This window comes from Fulvivirga sp. AWR4_260 (assembly GCF_056158185.1).
This window is the reverse complement of the sequence record NZ_JBSWSU010000001.1, coordinates 815,666-834,353: the sequence shown is the minus strand read 5'-3', so window position 1 is coordinate 834,353 and position 18,688 is coordinate 815,666. Positions and strand designations below refer to the sequence as shown.

General features: G+C 36.3%; 20 protein-coding genes. 16 read left to right on the top strand and 4 right to left on the bottom strand.

The window, feature by feature from the left end:
- Positions 1–7: 7 nt before the first annotated feature.
- The 16 genes from ACXACQ_RS03580 (at position 8) to ACXACQ_RS03505 (ending at position 15,806) form a co-directional block, all read left to right on the top strand.
- Positions 8–457 carry a bactofilin family protein gene (locus ACXACQ_RS03580; protein WP_474974555.1) on the top strand — a complete coding sequence of 150 codons (450 nt, stop codon included), beginning with the start codon at positions 8–10 and terminating at the stop codon, positions 455–457.
- Positions 402–653 (top strand): AtpZ/AtpI family protein, encoded by a 252-nt coding sequence (locus ACXACQ_RS03575; RefSeq protein ID WP_474974554.1) that lies wholly within the window; start codon positions 402–404, stop codon positions 651–653. Before ACXACQ_RS03580 ends, ACXACQ_RS03575 begins: the two co-directional genes overlap by 56 nt.
- Positions 650–1,027, top strand: coding sequence for a DUF6168 family protein (locus ACXACQ_RS03570; protein ID WP_474974553.1), 378 nt, complete (start codon positions 650–652; stop codon positions 1,025–1,027). Before ACXACQ_RS03575 ends, ACXACQ_RS03570 begins: the two co-directional genes overlap by 4 nt.
- Before the next feature lie 115 nt (positions 1,028–1,142).
- Positions 1,143–2,237, top strand: a complete 1,095-nt coding sequence (gene atpB, locus ACXACQ_RS03565; protein WP_474974552.1) for a F0F1 ATP synthase subunit A — start codon at positions 1,143–1,145, stop codon at positions 2,235–2,237.
- Between the two features lie 36 nt (positions 2,238–2,273).
- Entirely contained in the window at positions 2,274–2,462 is a 189-nt protein-coding gene (atpE, locus tag ACXACQ_RS03560; RefSeq protein WP_474974551.1) for an ATP synthase F0 subunit C, read from the top strand.
- 88 nt (positions 2,463–2,550) lie between these two features.
- Positions 2,551–3,051 (top strand): F0F1 ATP synthase subunit B, encoded by a 501-nt coding sequence (locus tag ACXACQ_RS03555; protein WP_474974550.1) that lies wholly within the window; start codon positions 2,551–2,553, stop codon positions 3,049–3,051.
- Positions 3,052–3,056: 5 nt separating this feature from the next.
- Entirely contained in the window at positions 3,057–3,617 is a 561-nt protein-coding gene (atpH, locus tag ACXACQ_RS03550) for an ATP synthase F1 subunit delta (protein WP_474974549.1), read from the top strand.
- 17 nt (positions 3,618–3,634) lie between these two features.
- The gene (atpA, locus tag ACXACQ_RS03545; protein ID WP_474974548.1) at positions 3,635–5,215 is read left to right on the top strand and encodes a F0F1 ATP synthase subunit alpha; all 1,581 of its coding nucleotides are present in this window, start codon (positions 3,635–3,637) and stop codon (positions 5,213–5,215) included.
- A 47-nt stretch (positions 5,216–5,262) separates the two neighbouring features.
- Positions 5,263–6,141, top strand: coding sequence for an ATP synthase F1 subunit gamma (gene atpG / locus ACXACQ_RS03540; RefSeq protein ID WP_474974547.1), 879 nt, complete (start codon positions 5,263–5,265; stop codon positions 6,139–6,141).
- A 105-nt stretch (positions 6,142–6,246) separates the two neighbouring features.
- Positions 6,247–7,074, top strand: coding sequence for a UbiA prenyltransferase family protein (locus tag ACXACQ_RS03535; RefSeq protein ID WP_474974546.1), 828 nt, complete (start codon positions 6,247–6,249; stop codon positions 7,072–7,074).
- A gap of 2 nt (positions 7,075–7,076) precedes the next feature.
- Entirely contained in the window at positions 7,077–7,730 is a 654-nt protein-coding gene (locus ACXACQ_RS03530; protein ID WP_474974545.1) for a class I SAM-dependent methyltransferase, read from the top strand.
- Between the two features lie 135 nt (positions 7,731–7,865).
- Positions 7,866–10,472: a PAS domain S-box protein gene (locus ACXACQ_RS03525; protein WP_474974544.1), complete on the top strand. Its 2,607-nt coding sequence runs from the start codon at positions 7,866–7,868 to the stop codon at positions 10,470–10,472.
- A gap of 42 nt (positions 10,473–10,514) precedes the next feature.
- Positions 10,515–11,681 carry a GNAT family N-acetyltransferase gene (locus tag ACXACQ_RS03520; RefSeq protein ID WP_474975036.1) on the top strand — a complete coding sequence of 389 codons (1,167 nt, stop codon included), beginning with the start codon at positions 10,515–10,517 and terminating at the stop codon, positions 11,679–11,681.
- An 18-nt stretch (positions 11,682–11,699) separates the two neighbouring features.
- A complete protein-coding gene (locus ACXACQ_RS03515) occupies positions 11,700–12,263 on the top strand; it encodes a YqaA family protein (RefSeq protein WP_474974543.1) in 564 nt (187 codons plus the stop codon).
- A gap of 120 nt (positions 12,264–12,383) precedes the next feature.
- The gene (locus tag ACXACQ_RS03510) at positions 12,384–15,377 is read left to right on the top strand and encodes an AsmA family protein (RefSeq protein ID WP_474974542.1); all 2,994 of its coding nucleotides are present in this window, start codon (positions 12,384–12,386) and stop codon (positions 15,375–15,377) included.
- Positions 15,378–15,461: 84 nt separating this feature from the next.
- A complete protein-coding gene (locus ACXACQ_RS03505; RefSeq protein WP_474974541.1) occupies positions 15,462–15,806 on the top strand; it encodes a hypothetical protein in 345 nt (114 codons plus the stop codon).
- A 22-nt stretch (positions 15,807–15,828) separates the two neighbouring features.
- Here ACXACQ_RS03505 and ACXACQ_RS03500 read toward each other — a convergent pair whose 3' ends face one another.
- The 4 genes from ACXACQ_RS03500 to ACXACQ_RS03485 all read right to left on the bottom strand — a co-directional run bounded on the left by ACXACQ_RS03500 (position 15,829) and on the right by ACXACQ_RS03485 (position 18,278).
- On the bottom strand, positions 15,829–16,335 hold the full coding sequence (locus ACXACQ_RS03500; protein ID WP_474974540.1) for a TlpA family protein disulfide reductase: 507 nt from the start codon (positions 16,333–16,335) through the stop codon (positions 15,829–15,831).
- A 458-nt stretch (positions 16,336–16,793) separates the two neighbouring features.
- Entirely contained in the window at positions 16,794–17,378 is a 585-nt protein-coding gene (gene nudK / locus ACXACQ_RS03495; RefSeq protein WP_474975035.1) for a GDP-mannose pyrophosphatase NudK, read from the bottom strand.
- Complete coding sequence (locus ACXACQ_RS03490; RefSeq protein WP_474974539.1) at positions 17,368–17,724, bottom strand: DUF4406 domain-containing protein; 357 nt, start codon at positions 17,722–17,724, stop codon at positions 17,368–17,370. The genes nudK and ACXACQ_RS03490 overlap by 11 nt, the downstream gene beginning before the upstream one ends.
- A gap of 74 nt (positions 17,725–17,798) precedes the next feature.
- Positions 17,799–18,278 carry a Crp/Fnr family transcriptional regulator gene (locus ACXACQ_RS03485; RefSeq protein ID WP_474974538.1) on the bottom strand — a complete coding sequence of 160 codons (480 nt, stop codon included), beginning with the start codon at positions 18,276–18,278 and terminating at the stop codon, positions 17,799–17,801.
- Positions 18,279–18,688 lie beyond the last annotated feature (410 nt).

The window sequence follows — 18,688 nt, the reverse complement described above, 5'->3', positions numbered from 1 at the left end:
GAAGAACATGTTTAATTCAAAAGAGCATAAGAAAGAGGCGGATATTATTAGTAATTCCAGTAATATAATAAGTGAAGGTACTGTACTAAAGGGCGATATAGAAACCTTTGGAAATATAAGAGTTGAAGGAGAAGTAATTGGCAATGTAAGAACTAAGTCTAAGGTGGCTATAGGCCATTCGGCTCGTGTTCAAGGTAACGTGCTTGCTCAAAATGCCGAGATTGAGGGTGAACTTATTGGAGATATTGAGGTTACTGATATACTTATTCTTAAGCCCTCTGCAGTAGTTCATGGTAACATAAGAACTAATAAACTTATTGTAGAAGCTGGAGCAACCTTTGACGGTGGCTGTAAAATGGGGATGAGTACAAAAGAAATCAAGATAGAGGAATTTAATAAAAATGGAGCAGAGTCAGCACCCATCCAGCAACAACGAGAAGAAGCAGAAGCCTTATAATTCCTACATAAGGTACTCTGGCTTGGCCATACAAATGGCTGTTACTATTTATTTAGGGCATTTGTTAGGTACTTATATTGATGAAAAAACTGGCAATGACTCAGAGCTGTACTCAAAGTTAGTTACGCTCATATTTATATTTCTTTCTATTTTTATGGTGATTCGCCAAGTGATAAAATCCAGCAACGAAGAATGATCAAGAGAATATTACTTTTTTTAGCTATAGCACTACTTGGCGGAGCAATAGCCTATTTTTTAAATACTACATTAATTTCACCAGATGCAGTAATTCCATTTTCTTTACTTGGAATGTATGCTTTTCATTTGGTAGCGTTTCTTGTGGTAATTGTATCTATAGAACTTCTCAATACTATTTTGCCTAACCAAGTAGGGTATGGATATTTAGCTTCTATTTTTATCAAGGTAGGGGTATTTGTGCTTATATATAAAGAAGTTATCTCCAATCTGGAAAATTATGACATGCCTATTAGGTTGAGTATTGTAGTCCCTATGTTTATTTTTTTGGCCATTGAAGCGGTATATTGTGGCCGATTAATGAATAATCAGTAGTCACAAAATACTAATGATCTGAAATTTGATAAAAAACCACATTAAAAATGTTGATCTTATTCAGAAATGCTTAGCTTTGCACCCAAATTCATAGCATATTCGTTTAAGTATGGGAATGTCCAAAAAAACTGTAAGCTTTTTATCATTAATTGCGTTTTTATTTCTATCACAGTTCACTTTCGCCTCATCGGAGCATGGCGAAAAAGAGCCTAACCATGGGGGAGCTGTAGATACTAAAGAAGAAATAAATGAGTATATCCAGCACCATTTAAGAGATGCGCACGACTATACCTTTTTCTCTCTGGGAGAATCCGGTACTCATGTAGGCTTCCCTCTTCCCGTAATATTATGGGATAATGGCTTACACGTATTTATGTCGTCAAGGTTTCATCATGGAACAACAGTTGCAGAATCTGATGGCAATTATTATAAGATTTTCCACGGAAAAATATATAAAACTAACGCAGAGGGTGATTTCGAATTTGATGAACACCACCACCCTACTAATACTCGTCCTTTAGATTTATCAATCACTAAGAACGTGGTAGGTATGTTGTTTGCCTCTGCATTAATCTTTTTCTTATTTACTGCTTTGGCTCGTAACTATAAAACTAAAGCAATTCCTACTGGTGTAGGTCGAGTTTTAGAGCCATTAGTAATTTATGTGAGAGATGAGATGGCCAGACCAAATATCGGAGAGAAGAAATATGAAAGGTATATGCCTTACCTTTTAACGGCTTTCTTTTATATCTGGATCTTAAACTTATTAGGTCTTACGCCACTAGGATTTAACGTAACAGGTAACATAGCAGTTACGGTATGTTTAGCACTATTCACATTCATTATAGTGCAGTTTAGTGGTAACAAAGATTATTGGAAACATATTTTCTGGATGCCAGGTGTGCCAATTCCAATGAAAATAATCTTAGCACCTATTGAAGTATTAGGTATGTTTACTAAGCCTTTCGCTTTATTAATTCGTTTGTTTGCAAACATTACAGCAGGTCACTTTGTAGTAATGAGCTTAATAGCATTAACGATAATAATGAAGGCTCAGTTTGGAGTATATGCAGCAACGGGTATTTCCTTAGCGCTGTCATTATTCATATCAATCATAGAAGTATTAGTAGCATTTCTACAAGCATATATTTTTACAATGCTTTCAGCGTTGTTTATAGGTATGGCAGTAGAAGAGCACGACCATCATTAATAAAGAGTTTTTGTTTAATTATTTAAATCAATTCACATGTACAATTTACTTGGAGCAGGATTAATCGTAATTGGTGGAGGTATTGGACTTGGCCAAATCGGTGGAAAAGCAATGGAAAGTATTGCTCGTCAGCCTGAAGCAGCTGGAAAAATCCAAACTGCCATGATTATCATTGGAGCATTATTAGAAGGATTAGCATTCGGTGCTTTAATCTTAGGAAAATAATGTAAAAAATTGAAAACACATCTTGTTGCGGTAGGCGCAAGATGTGTTTCATTTAAATTGACTAGATAAAACGACAAAATAATATATAATGGATCAGTTGTTAAATGACTTTTCACCCGGCTTGTTTATAATGCAAGCTTTGATTTTCTTAATCCTTCTTTTATTGTTAGCGAAGTTTGCATGGAAACCCATCATTCAATCGTTAAGAATCAGAGAGGAGTCTATTCAAAATGCATTGGACTCTGCTGAGAACGCCAAAAAAGAGATGGCTCAATTAAAAGCTGAGAATGAGAAGTTATTGCAAGAGGCTCGTCAGGAGCGCGATGAAATATTGAAAGATGCAAGACAGATTGCAACATCAATAAAAGATGAAGCTACAGCTGATGCGCAAAAGCAAGCTACAAAAATGATTGAGGATGCACGTGTTGCTATCAACATTGAGAAGAAAGCAGCTCTTGCTGAAGTAAAAACTCAAGTGGCTACATTGTCGTTACAAGTAGCTGAGAAGTTAATGAGACAGAACCTTAGTAATGAGGCATCTCAAAAAGAGTTGATAGAAAAGTTTGTTAAAGACGCTAAGCTTAATTAATAAAAATGTCTGAATATAGAGCCGCTACCCGTTATGCTAAGTCTTTGCTAGAACTCTCTGAAGAAAGAGGTGTTTTGGAGGAAGTACATGCAGATATGAAAGTTTTCGACTCTATTTGTCACAGTAATCATGATTTCGTGCTTATGCTTAGAAATCCGATTATTAGAAACGACAAAAAGAGAAATATTTTAAAGGCTATATTTGAAGGAAAAGCAAATGAGCTAACACTTTCAATTTTTGAAATATTATCTCGCAAAAATAGAGAAGGTTTACTACCTGCTATTTCTAAAGAGTTTCATATCCAGTATAATGCTCATAAAGGAGTTGAAATGGCAAAGGTTACTACTGCTGTGCCTTTGACTGCGGAGTTGAGAGCAGAGATGGAAGCACTGGTAAAAAAGATTTCATCAAAACAGAACGTTGATTTAGTAGAAAAGGTAGATGCCGATATTATTGGTGGTTATATCTTAAAAGTGGGAGACCAACAGATTGACGATTCAATAAGAAGTAAAATTAAAGCACTAGAACATAAGTTCAGTCAAAATCCATATATCAAAGAATTTTAAATTAGATCACATATACAATGGCAGATGTAAGACCAGACGAAGTTTCAGCTATACTTAGGGAACAACTATCGGGGGCGAAAACCGAGGCCGAGCTCGAAGAAGTAGGTACCGTACTTGAGGTAGGTGACGGTGTTGCTCGTATTTATGGTTTGTCTAAAGCACAATCAGGTGAACTTCTTGAATTTGAGAATGGTTTGAGAGCATTGGTTCTTAACCTTGAAGAAGACAATGTTGGTGCTGTTATATTAGGTGAGTCAAAAGGAATTAAAGAAGGTGATACAGTTAAAAGAACTGGTAGAATCGCCTCTATAAACGCAGGAGAAGGATTGGTTGGTAGAGTAGTAGATACTCTTGGTAACCCAATAGATGGTAAAGGACCTATCGAAGGTGAAACTTTCGAAATGCCTTTAGAAAGAAAAGCTCCTGGGGTAATTTACAGACAACCTGTAAATGAACCTTTACAAACAGGTATCAAAGCAATTGACTCAATGATTCCTATTGGAAGAGGACAGCGTGAGTTAATCATTGGTGACCGTCAGACTGGTAAGACTGCCGTAGCTATTGATACTATCATAAACCAAAAAGAATTTTACGACAAGGGCGAGCCTGTATTCTGTATTTATGTAGCTGTAGGTCAAAAGGCCTCTACAGTTGCTGGTGTGGTAGCAGCTTTAGAAAAGGCTGGTGCTATGGACTATAGTGTAGTTGTATCTGCATCTGCTGCAGACCCTGCTCCTATGCAGTTCTTCGCTCCATTTACAGGTGCTGCTATTGGTGAGTATTTCCGTGATACAGGAAGACCTGCCTTAGTAATATATGATGATTTATCTAAGCAAGCAGTAGCTTATAGAGAAGTATCTTTATTATTAAGAAGACCTCCTGGTCGTGAGGCATACCCTGGAGATGTATTCTACTTACACTCTAGATTATTAGAAAGAGCTGCGAAAATCACTAAAAATGATGATATCGCTGAAAATATGAATGACTTACCTGAGTCATTAAAAGGTAAAGTTAAAGGTGGTGGTTCATTAACTGCACTTCCTATTATCGAGACTCAGGCTGGTGACGTTTCTGCATATATTCCTACCAATGTAATTTCAATTACTGACGGACAGATATTCTTAGAAACTAACTTGTTTAACTCTGGTATTCGTCCTGCAATTAACGTTGGTATATCTGTATCACGTGTGGGAGGTTCTGCTCAGATTAAATCAATGAAAAAGGTTGCTGGTACATTAAAATTAGATCAAGCACAATTTAGAGAGCTAGAAGCGTTTGCTAAGTTTGGATCTGACCTTGATGCAGCTACTAAGTTAACTATTGAAAGAGGTAAGCGTAACCTTGAAATCTTGAAGCAAGCACAGTATTCACCTGTGTCTGTTGAAGAGCAAGTAGCTATTATATTTGTGTCTACAAAAGGTATGATTGATGATGTACCTGTTAATAAAGTAAGACACTTTGAAGCTAACTTCTTAGATATATTAAAGTCTAAGCACCAAGATGTGTTAGATGCTTTAAGAGCTGGGAAATTAGATGATAACGTTACAGCAACTTTAGCTTCTGTAGCGAAAGATTTAACGAAAGAATACGCTAACTAAAAATAAGCAATTAGGCAGCCTTTTGGCTGCTTAACATATTCGACAATATGGCGAATTTAAAAGAAGTAAAAGCAAGAATACAGTCTGTAACTTCCACGCAGCAAATAACCAAAGCTATGAAAATGGTGGCGGCAGCTAAGCTAAGAAGAGCTCAGGATAATATTATCCAGATGCGTCCTTACGCTGAGAAGCTAAATGGTATTTTACAGAACTTGTCATCTATATCATCTGAAGACGATAGTTTAAGCTTTTCTGAAGTAAGGCCTGAGAATAATATTCTAATTATAGTAGTTACTTCTGATAAAGGTTTATGTGGAGCTTTTAATACTAACATATTTAAAGCTACTACAAGAATTATCAAGGAAAAATACCAGTCTCAGTTTGATAAGGGAAATGTTACTATTCTGGCTATTGGTAAAAAAGCATTGGATTACTACACAAAAAGAAATTACAATGTGATTACTGATTACTGGAGTATGTTTACCCCTGTATCTTTTGAAAAAGCTACTGAAGCTGCTGAATATGCAATGAATGGCTTTTTAGAAGGTACTTACGATAAAGTTGAGTTAATATATAACGAATTTAAAAACGTGGCTACTCAAATTTTGAGAGAAGAGCAGTTTTTACCAGTATTGCCGGCAGAGGGTACTGAGGAAAATACCACGGATATCGATTATATATTCCAACCTTCAAGGGAAGAGATTGTAAAAGATTTGATACCTAAATCTTTACATATACAGATATACAAAGCAATTTTGGAATCTAATGCGTCAGAGCATGGTGCTCGTATGACAGCTATGGATCAGGCTACTGATAATGCCGGAGAGTTGCTTAAAGAGCTTAAATTAACTTACAACAGAACGCGTCAGGCAGCCATCACTACTGAAATCTTAGAGATTGTAGCGGGTGCTGAGGCTTTAGGTTAATAACAAGTAAGTTATGCTATAAATCATTAAAAAGGCGAATCAATCGATTCGCCTTTTTCGTTGTAACATATTGTAACTTATTTTAGCAGGTATTGTAACGTTGGTATGATCTGGAAGCTATATAAATATCTCAATATATTAAGCCTTGATGTAGTTGTCGGAGCATGTGTATGCTCGGTTTTTGTGCAGAAACTACTGCATGTTCAGCAAGGCTGGCCTTCGCTTTTATCATTAGGTTTAACGGTGTGGGTAATATATACTTATGATCATATTATGGATGCTCGCAATGTGTCTCATGCGGCATCATCAGAGCGGCATCGATTCCATCAGAAACATTATAAGATGCTCGCTACCTTAGTAATAATTATTCTGCTCGTTATTGCCTTCCTTGTGTCTCAGTTGCCTGTACTCACTTTAGAGTGGGGCGCATCTTTGGCTTCTTTAGTCTTGGTGTATTTTGTGTTATTATACATTTTAAAGCTGAAGTCATCATATCATAAAGAGATTCTGATAGCACTACTATATGCATGTGGAGTGATGATAGGGCCGGTAAGTATCTATCAAGGAGATAACATTAGTGTAGTGTTAGTAGCCTATTTACAGCTTTGCTTGCTTGCTTTTTCTAATCTTATTATTTTTTCTTTGTATGAATGGAATATTGATAAGCAGGACAACTTTCCTTCTATTGTAAGAATATGGGGCTACAACGGGGTTGAAAGGCTAGCTAAGTCATTAATAATAATTCAATTAGCTATAGTTCTGATAGTTTTATTAAAATTAGACATGGCTTGGTTTGAATATACTTTACTAAGCATGTTAATTATTTTTACTGCTCTAGTATGGCGCAAATCATTATTTGCTCAGCGTGAGTATTACCGGTTTCTTGGTGATGCTGTTTTTCTTTTTCCTCTAATACCTTTATTATTTAGCTAGTGATGAAAGCTAAGCTTTCTGAAAATGATTTTAATAGCGTAGCTCGTGTTTATGATACCTTGGCTACCCTTGTTTATGGAGGAGCGCTGTATCGTGCGCAGATTGCATTTCTGAGCTCTATAAAACCTAATGCTAAGGTGCTATTCGTAGGTGGCGGTAGTGGCAAAGTGTTGAGCTATTTAGATTCACTAGGCATACCTCTGGAAATTTACTATGTAGACGCAGCAAAAAACATGGTAGCGCTGGCGAAGAAAAGGGCTCCCTTTAAAAATATCAAAGTTACTTTTAAGGTTGGGTTGCATTCAGATGTAAATACGGGAGAGAAGTTTGATGTTATTCTTACATTTTTCTTCTTGGATTTGTTTACCGATATAACATTGCCTTTGGTAATAAAGGAGCTAGATGCCCATCTAAAAGATGATGGACTTTGGCTTGTTACCGATTTTTACCCTACTACATTATTTTGGCACAGGTGTTTGACAGGGTGCATGTACCTTTTCTTTAAGATTTTTTCAAAACTTCAGTCCACAAAATTACTTGATTTGGATTTGTTCTTGAATCAGGCTCATTTCTCTTTGTTGCACGAGAGGCGTTACTATTATAATTTAATACAGAGTAAAGTTTTTAGTAAGCGAACATTTTTTCAAAAAAAGTAGTTTAATTATTTGAGTACTTCAAATGCATGGAGCGGGTTGATAACGGAAGTTGATGAGCTATTTTTGCGCTAAGATATAAGTGTTTAATTTATTGAAAATGTGTAAATTGCGGTTGTTTGAGGGGTTAGGTTAACTATGAAAAATATAACGTCTGGCGTAATAGATATAGAGAAGTTGTTTGAGGAGAATGCAGATGCAATTGTTATTTTGGATTCTCACCTTAATATAATCTGTTGGAATAAAAGAATGTCTAACATTTCGGGGATAGACCGAAATGCTGCGTTAAGTACAGATTTTATAAGTTTATTTCCAGGGAGTAGGCGTGAAGAATTCTTAGATTATATTCAACGAGCTATTAGCGGTAAAGCTACTTTACCGAAATCACCATATTTATTGAATGTAAGTAATGCTGTTGTTTTTGTGCAAATTGGCTTTTCTTGCATAGCCATTTCGGAAGAAATGGTAGGCTGTATGCTTACTATTCGGCCCACGGATATTTCTTCGGTCCATCATAAATTAAATTTATCCATTGATCATTCTCCTGTAGCTACTGCAATATTTAAAGCAAGCGGCAATGCCCAATATGCGAATAAAGCTTTTAAAAACTTATTCTGCCTGCAACGGGGTATTGATGCTTTTATGGATTACTATAATATATTTTCAGATGATCAGATAATAGATTCTGGCTTAATATCATATGTGCATGATGCCTTTAATGGCCAGAGTCATGAGTTGCCTCCAGTGTTTTATTTACCGGGCAATATTTCTGACTTTAAGAGGGAGAGACAAAAGGCAGGAATGCATTTAAAGGGATATGTTTACCCTTTAAATAATGATGATGGTAATATTAAAGAAATAGTTTTGATGCTGTTTGATATTACCATACAAAAGGAGGCGGAAGAATACTTAACTAACAACCACTTCAAGTTTCATATGCTTACTTCAGGCTTGCCTGGCGTAATTTATGAATTGGAACAAAGAGAAAATGGCCAAGCCAAATTTAAGTATATCAGTCAGGGGTGCGAAGAGCTATTTGGATACACAGAGTCACAGCTTGTAGAAGACCCGAGCTTATTTAAAAATATTGTTCATAGCGAAGATTATAAAGCTTTTATAGCGCCAAGTTATAATAATGCAGAACGTGATTGGCACTGGAAGGGGAGAGTGATAATAGATGGCAAAGAAAAATGGATAAAGGGTAAATCTAATATTGCCCGTAGAACGGAAAATTCTGTCATTCGTTATGGTTTGTTGATAGATGTCTCTGACTCGAAAGAAGTAGAAGAGCGGTATAAACGCTCAGAAGAAAGGTTGCAAATGGCGCTTCAAGGGGCAGAAATTGGACTTTGGGAATGGGAGCTTGATGGAAAGAAAGTGCTGTTTAATAAAACTTGGGCAACCAAGTGGGGCTATGATAGCCAAGACCTTGAACTCCGGCTAGACGAATGGCTGGAACTGATTCACCCTGAGGATGTAGCAAAAGTGAAAATGTTGCTGGCAGATTACATGCATGGAAAACCCTCATATTTTGAAGCTGAGTACAGGCTGAGGACCAAAACAGGAGTTTATAGATGGATACTCGATAGAGCAAAAGCAACCAGCAGGTCTGAGAGTGGTGCAGTAGTAAAAATGGCTGGCACTTATTTGGACATTAATGGAAAGAAAAGTAATCAATTACTGATACAACGAAACGAACTACTGTTTACTCAGCTATTTGATAACTCTCCTTTAGGGATAGTGCTGCTTGATGATAAGCATAGGGTAGTGCAAATGAATCAGGGCTTTGGCAACATCTTCGGTTATTTGGAAGACGAGATTATAGGCAACCAGCTAAATGATATATTGGTGCCTGATGAACTTAAGGAAGAAGGCTTAAAGTTAAATTTGCTCAGCACTAAGGGGAAAGTAAATAGGACAGAATCATTTCGAAGGCATAAAAATGGAGACCTGATTCCTGTAATTATCTATGGAGTACCTGTTAACTTTGGTAATAAGACCCTTGGGATATACGGTATTTATGTTGATATCACTGAGCGTAACCGAATTGAAGGAGAGCTGCAAATAAGAAATAGTGAGCTAGATAACTTTGTGTATAAAGTGTCTCATGACCTGAGGGCTCCGCTTTCATCTGTATTGGGTTTAATTAACCTCGCTAAGCTAGAGCAAAACGAAGATGACGTTCGGGATTATCTTAAGCTAATTGAGGGAAGTGTTAAGCAGCTCGATAATTTTATTAGCGATGTTTTAAGTCATTCTAAAAATCTCAAACTTGATGTAACTTCTGAACTGATAGACCTGAAGAAAATTATTAATGACACATTCGCTGATCTCGGTTATTTAACCAAAGCCGGTATTATAAATAAAGAGGTAAGAATCTCTGGAGAAGATTTTTATAGTGACCTGTGGCGGGTAAAAGAGGTATTTAGAAACCTTATTTCAAATGCTATCAAGTACTATAATCCCCATTTGGACAATCCGTATATTAAAGTTTTAGTATATGTAAATGATGAAAATGCCATTATGCGGATAGAAGATAATGGTATTGGTATTGAAGCAGCATCTCAAGATAGAATTTTTGAAATGTTTTATAGAGCTACAGAATACTCACAAGGGTCTGGTATTGGGCTTTATATTGTGAAAAATGCTATCGAAAAACTAGGAGGAAAAATATCTGTAGAAAGCGAGCCGAATAGAGGAACTCTCTTTGAAATAATACTTCCCAATAAAAAGAAGATTGACTAAAACAGGGTAAAAAATACAGAAACGCTTTATTATTGCGGAATGATGAAGTTGTTAGAAGTTAATTCAAAAAACCTGGAAAAAGAGTTTATTAAATTCCCTGTAAAACTCTATAAAAAAGAGGCCCATTGGATTAGGCCTTTAGACGAAGATATCAACGCTGTTTTTGATACTAAAAAAAATAAAGCTTTCAGAAATGGTGAATGTATCAGGTGGGTTTTGCAAAATGATTCCGGTGAAACTATTGGAAGAATAGCAGCTTTTATCAAAAAAAAAACAGTTAATAAAGGCAATGAACAACCTACTGGTGGGGTCGGTTTTTTTGAATGTATTAACGATAAAGATGCCGCATTTAAATTATTTGATGCCGGTAAAGAATGGCTCGAGGCACGAGGAATGGAGGCCATGGATGGACCAGTAAACTTTGGAGAGAGAGACAAGTGGTGGGGATTATTGGTAGATGGTTTTGAGCTAGATCCCAATTATAACTGTAATTACAACTTCCCTTATTACAAAGAGCTTTTTGAAGCCTATGGATTTCAACTATACTTCAATCAATATACATTTGGTAGAAAGGTAAGAGATCCATTTTCTCCTAAACTTATGGAGAAAGGCGAGAAAATGTTGAATGCGCCTGGTTATTCTTTCAGGCACATGGATATGAAAAATATGGATAAGTACACCGAAGATTTCAGAACGGTGTATAATAAAGCATGGGCACGCCATAAAGGGGTGGCTCAGATGTCTTCATTACAGGCCAAAACCATAATGAAACAAATGAAACCCATTATGGATGAGAAAATCGTGTGGTTTGGTTACTATGAAGAGGAGCCTGTAGCTTTCTACATTAACTTACCAGAAGTAAACCAGATATTTAAGCACGTAAATGGTAAAATGGATTTGATAGGTAAGTTAAAATTCTTATACCATAAGTGGACCAAGAGCTGTAATAAAATGCTTGGCTTAGTGTTTGGTATTACCCCAGAGCATCAAGGAAAAGGGCTAGAAGGTGCGTTAGTGTTGGCTACTGCTAAAATGGTACAAGACGAATACCACCGATATCCTTACTTGGAAATGAACTGGATAGGAGATTTTAACCCAAAAATGATAAGAGTGGTGGAACAAGTAGGTGGGGAAATCGTAAAAACCCATGTTACCTACAGAAAATTGTTCGATGAAACCAAGCCATTCAAAAGATGTCCTATGCAGTAATGCTAAAATACTTGGTCTATGATGCTCAGTTATAAAACTAAGTTTCTGATCAAGAATTTGTCAAGAGGCTTTGCTGCACTAGCAGTAATAGTTATAGCCTATATTTTATTGCAAAAATATACGAACCTAGAAGGTTTTATTGATAGCATCGGTCAGTGGCCGGTGCTTGTTTATTCTGTATATGTTATTAGTGAGTTGCTTTTCGGTATTATTCCACCAGAGCTATTCATGATATGGTCCATTAAAAATGGCATATTTGGTAACTATATATTAGATGTATTCTTTTTGACCTGTATTTCCTATTTGGCAGGTGTAGTAGGTTATTTCATAGGGCAGCGAGGGAGAAAATTGCCATTTGTAGATAAAATATTTACTAGGTACGTAAGTAAATATAATAATATGCTTAATAGGTTTGGAGGCTTTCTCATTCTGGTCGGAGCTGTTACTCCTATCCCCTTTTCAGGTATTTGCATGTTGGTAGGTGCCACTAACTATAAGTTCTCAAGATTTTTGCTTATCGCTTCTTCCCGTTTTCTACGGTTTGCAATAAATGGCTACATTATTTATCAGGCACATTTATAAAAAATGCTTTCTTGCCACAAAATGTCTTGGGTATATTTTAAATCTTAAAATCAGATATTCATTTTTAAGATTTATTTGTAAAACATAATTTTAAACTGTTTAAGCTAGCGAATACCTTTCATGAACAAGCTACTGCGTTTATTAAAAATTTCAGTTATCAGTTTTGTAATACTTCTTATTTCATTGATAGTAATTGCTTGGAGTATGGAGGAGAAAATAACAAAATTGGCGTTGGAAGAAATGAGTGATTACCTAGAGGTGCCTTTTAGTACTGAAAAGGTAAATTTCACTTTGCTGAAAGAGTTTCCTCTTGCTACCGTAAAATTTACCAATGTGTGGTTGGGCATGCCTGTTGGTGATAGTGAAATTGATACCATTGCCCGGTTTGATCATCTCTACCTTTCTGCAGACGCTAAGCTTTTGTGGAATAATATTTTTCAGGTAAAAGAGGTGGAGTCTGAAGGCGGATTTGTTAAATATCAAGTAGACTCTTTGGGTATGTCTAATATAGATTTTCTTCTGTCCACGGATTCATTAAACGCTGATACCTTAGATCAATCCTCTACATTTTTTGAGTTACAAAAACTTACTATAAATGGTCTCGCGGCTTATTATGCAGATGAGGCCCATCAAATTAACGTAAAAGGGATAATTAATAATTTAGAAGGAGATTTAACCTTAGATAGCCTACAGACTTTGATTGATGCCGATGCTGATTTACAAGTGCAACATTTTGATGTTTATGCAGGAGATTTTTATGAGTTAGACAATTCTGATCTGAAATTCCATGCTCAATGGAGAACGGATACCTTGCTTGTAGATCAACTTTCTTTGTTAACAGAAGGTGTGAAAATAGCCACTAGTGGCCAAATGTGCTTTAAAGATAATACTAATATCAAAGCTAAGTTGGAAGCTTCCAATTTAGACCTTGTAAGGGTAACTAATCACTTGCCAAAACGATGGTTAAATGATTTTCAGATTAGTGATGTGGCGGGAGTAGTTCAATTGAATGGAGAAATTGAGGGTAATATAAATGATGGTCAATTACCCTATTATGCGGCTGAGGTTTCTTTAACTAATGGTGCCGTTATGTACAGTAATTATCCCAAAGTGCAGCGTATTGAATTAGTTGGCTCTATTAACAACGGTACTCAGCATACTAATGCTACTACTTCTATTAATGTTAAAAAGCTAAACTTCACTACTGGCCAAAATTACTTAAGTATAACAGGGGCGTTGCACAACCTAGATCGTATGGTATATGATGTTAAGGCCAGTGTTAATGCAGACCTAAAAGATTGGAGGTCATATGTGCAGTATGAGGGTATACAAGCCCTTACAGGTGGAGTAAAAGTTAATTTGATCAGTAAAGGAACATTGCCCGAGTGCTATGACATTACTTTTGTTGATAATCTACTCAATGGTTCAGAGATGAACCTGATGCTTAACGATGTACAGTTTGAAGCCGATTCTATTGTCAACTTACAGCACTTGCATGGCAGCATATCTTATAGAAATCATCAGGTGAATGTAGATAGCCTTGATATTACTTTACCTGATTATAATTTAGACCTTAAAGAAACCAGTATTGTTGTTGGCTGGGAAGGTAAACTCAATCAGTTAGATTCTTTATTGTTGAATGTTGATATCAAAAATCTATATACCGATGGTATTGGCTATACTGGGAATGCTAAAATTAAAAATTTAAAACACCCGAACTTCACTATATCTAATTCGGAGTTAGATATAGACCTTACTCAAGCGAAAAGATTTATTCCTGATAGCCTTGTTAATGATGTTTCAGGTGTAGTTAGGGCTAAGTTTAGTGTGCAGGGTAAGTTAAATTATGACTCTATTGCCAATCAATTACCACCTATAATTTATAACCAAAGTGAGCTTGATCTGGTGTTAGACCATGTGGATTTAAGCATGCCAGATACTTTACTTAACATACAGAGTTTATCAGGGCATGTGCATGCTGCGCAAGACACAATTTTATTTGATCAGATAAGAGGGAAATACGCAGGTATTGATTTTAGAGTAGATACCACCTCCATCGAAAATTTAATTCAGACTTTGGTAAACGATCAGCCGGGCAAGTTAAAAGTAAAAGGGGTGTGGAGGGTGAGCCATTTAGATTATAAAATGTTGGCCGCATATACTGCTTTAGAAGGTGAAAGTTCTGCTGATTTACCTGATGAAAAGCCTCAGGGAAGCGGTAAGACGAAATGGGATGGTGATATTGACATTAAAGGGAAGGTGTTTATTGCTGGGGTGAAGTATGGAAAAGCTGAAATTGAAGATATCTCGACATTGGTTAGCATAAAACCGAATAATTTTGTGATCGATGAATTGAAATTTAAAGCCTTTGAAGGAGAATTGAATTCCTCTCTCAACATAGCATTGGATGGAGATAAAATAGAGATAGACATGAAAAACCAGATTGATCATGTTAACATGCGAAAGCTCCTTGCTGATATGGATAACTTTGGTCAGAATGAAATGACTTATAAAAATATCAGTGGCATTTTGTCTACAGATTCGTTTTTTTCTAGGATAGTCATGAATGGAGACTCTCTTTTACTACCAGAGCTTAGAATGGCTGGAGACTTCACCTTACAGAAAGGTGGTATTTTTATGTATGCACCTGTTCAGGATTTAGCGCCTTCCATACCAGGAGTCAAAAGCCTAGATACTTTGGTTTTCAAAACCATAAGTAGTAATGTGTTTATATTAAAAAATGCTATTTATGTACCCAAAACCTATGTTGTGAGTAATGCATTTGATATCTCGGCAGTAGGGATGCAGAGTTTTGGAGATGATTATGAATATCACCTACAAGTACACTTAGGTGAAATATTGCTGGGGAAATCAAAAAAGAGATTGAAAAAACAAGCTAAAGCCGGTGAAGAAGTAGGCGAAAATGATCGAAGATCAGTTTTTGTAAAGTCTTATAGCTTAGATGGTAAAGAAAAGTCGGGCTTAGATAATAAGAAAGACAGGAGTTTGATGGAAGTGACCGTTAAGACTCAGAATAAATTGTTAGACTTGATTTTTCACCCTCATTTGGTGAGTTTTGAAACTGGTGTGCCAAATGAGTTTCGCACTGATTAAATTTTATCTATTTTGCGCATGTATACTAAGGTGTATTTTGCGTTACCCTTTTAATTGACTAAATCTTTAATTTGAAAACAGATTATGAAAAGAAATAAGCTTATCGGATTGTTTTTCTCTTTAGCTGCGGTAGTATGTTTTTTTGCTTCTTGTGATGATGATGATGAGTCATTACAAACTTGTGAGCAGGCTGAAATATGTGATGCTGAAAGTGTAACTGCTTGCTGTGATGGAGCTACTAACACATGTGTGTATCAGTTTAATGACAAGGAATACTCTGAAGATCAATTAGACCAACTGGCTGTTGACTTAGGGTGTAGCAATGGGCAATCTGGTGATAATACTGGTCGTGTCAGCTCTGCGAATGAAGGTGTAAAAGAGCAGTTAAAAAACTTGATGTTAAAAGCACGTAGTGCTACTAATAAATAATTTTAAAAAAGGAGCTTAAGAGTTATCGCTTTTTGCGGAATTTTTTGAGCTCCTTTTCTAATTTATCTCCTCTGGGGTTAATGCTTATAATTTTTCCCTCTCCATCTATTAGATAGCTTTGTGGTATACTTTTAACACCATACAGTAGCGCTACTTTGTTTTTCCAGCCTTGTAGGTCGCTTACGTGGTTACTCCAAACCAAGCCATCTTTTTTGATAGCATTTAGCCATGCTGGTTTGCTTTTGTCTAGCGAAATACTCATTACGGTAAAACCATTTCCTTTTTTAAAGCGCTCGTTTTTAAACTCATTGTAAGCAGCCACTAAATAGGGGTTTTCATACCTACAAGGTTTGCACCATGAGGCCCAAAAATCGATCAATACCACTTGCCCTTTTAATGATGATAGCTTTGCTGTTTTGCCTTGAGTATTTGTTATGCTAAAGTCAGGGGCAATATCACCGATTTTTAGCTGCTGAGCAGATAGCCCGTAGCTTATAAACAGAAAAAAAATAAATAATTTTAATCGCATATATTAAAAAAATGACCTTTTATAAAGGTACAGTATAACTCTATAATTATAGTAAATTTAATTATTACTGTGAATAAATAGTAATAAACATTTAATTGAAAGATTATCCACTCGTTTTAAGCTATGACTCATAAGAATGTTCCTATTTCCATCGGAGTAAAGCTTAGCGCTCCTTATGTGCGGGAGTTGTGTAGCTGAAGCATTAGCAAGATGGTTTGATGTGAGGCATGCACTGAAGGACGCGAGAGTGCATATCGCGGTTTCTGCAAACAGCCTCAAGCCAAGCATATGATGAACATCTTGTAAAATAAGTGCAGCAGTGACTAAACTGAGGGCTATGGCAGTAAGGTTATGAAAGCATGCTGAATTATTACCGAAAGGTTCAACCCGAGATTCACCTACGGTTCTGTGAGAGGCAAAGGGGTGGGACTCTCCTTTGCCTACTCAACTAGGCCCATTTACTTAAGAATATTCTCGATTTTTAGGTGTTGAAGAAGCATGATGGTTTTACCGTCTTTGATTTCACCTGTCCGAATCATTTCAAGCGATTTTTCAAAATGTAATTCAATCACTTCAATGTTTTCCTGTTCCTCTTCCAGCCCACCTCCTTTGCTTACTTTCATGTCGTCCGAATATTCTGCAATGAAGAAATAAAGGATTTCAGTTACTGATCCTGGAGACATGTATGATTCAAACACTTTTTCGACATTATCTAGACGATACCCTGTCTCTTCTTCAGCTTCTCTTTTGATGCAGTCTTCGGGGTTATCCTTGTCCAATAGACCTGCGCAAGCCTCAATTAGAAAACCGGATTCGTTACCATTGATGTAGGTTGGAAGACGGAATTGCTTTGTCAGTATTACTGTTTTCTTTGATAAGTTGTATAGTAGAAAGGTAGCGCCATTCCCTCTGTCGTAGGCTTCTCTTGTTTGAGATTGCCAATCACCACTGTTTAATTGGAAATCATAAGTAACCTTGTCAAGCCTATACCAATTATCGGATAACAATTCTCTACGAAGATTCTTAATTCTGTTATTCTGCATTTGGAATTTCATCGAGGTTATAGAAAATTTTGAGCCCTTTTTGCTTAGCAATTTCTACATCTTGATCTGCACCTTTTGATTCACCAGGAATTCTCAAGATGGCATCACATTTTTCTAATAATTTATGCGCCACCGGGTATTGAATTTCATTCCAAATATCATCCCCCGGCTTTTTTGATCCTGCTAATTTCAATAACGGCAGTGCCACCCATTCACCAATCAAAGGAATATGTCCTTTTTTGAAAATTGGGAGTGCCATAGCTTCAAGGTTATCAAGGTTTTTCTTGATTAATTTGGGGTCATCATTGGTGCCTCCTCTGTAGGGGCCAGCTATCAAAATAAACATATCTTTTTTTATAAAGAAGTTAATTCTTTAGGATGAAAAAAATAAGATATATTAAGAAATAAGAGGAGTGAAAATTAATGCTTGTTAGATCTTATGGCGCTTAAAAACTCAGGAGTGATTCCCAGATAGGATGCAATCTGTTTAAGAGGAACCTGACGCGCAATTTGTGGATATTTGTTTAAAAAGATTTCATATCGGTCCAATGCGGGAAGGGATAGGTTATGAATTGTTCTTAGCTGTTCTCTGCAGTAGGCATTTTGCATGAGTATTCTAAAAAATTTATTGAAGGCAGGGATTTTATCATAAAGTTTATCCATATTATTTTTCGTCAATTGAATTACACGGCTTTCTTCCACCGCTTGGATATTAACCATAGCAGGTAATTCGTTTAGAAAGCAATACATATCCGTAATCCACCAATTTTTGACAGCAAACATCATGGTAGACTCTTTCCCATTGGGATCTACGTAGAATGCCCTGAGTGTTCCTTCATTAACAAAACTAATGTGATGGCATGCTTCTCCCTGTTGAAGAACAAATTCTTTTTTCTTCAACGTTTTTTCTTCTAATAAACTCGATACGTACTCCTTTTCCTTATTCTGAAGGTCTATATGTTGTGCAATATTGGAGAAAATCAGATTGATGATAATGAAATCTAAATATGAAGTGTTTGATTGAGCCTAACCGTCTCGGCTATTATTTCGTTGCAGAAAAATCTGCAGGATTCTTTCTGCCGTGATAGAAAGATAGCAAAATTGCGGTGAATTCCGATCAGAAATTCAGTCGCAATGAATTATAGCTATTGGGGTGCGCCCAGCATAGGTATCAGTTATGAAATATACCAAATTACCCCAAAGGATGCGTGTCTCGAAGTATTAGCAAATCGCAAAGTGGTTTTGGGTGAGGCAGAAAGGTTATGAAATACTGCCAAAACTTCATTCTAGATTCAATGAGCCGTGTAGTA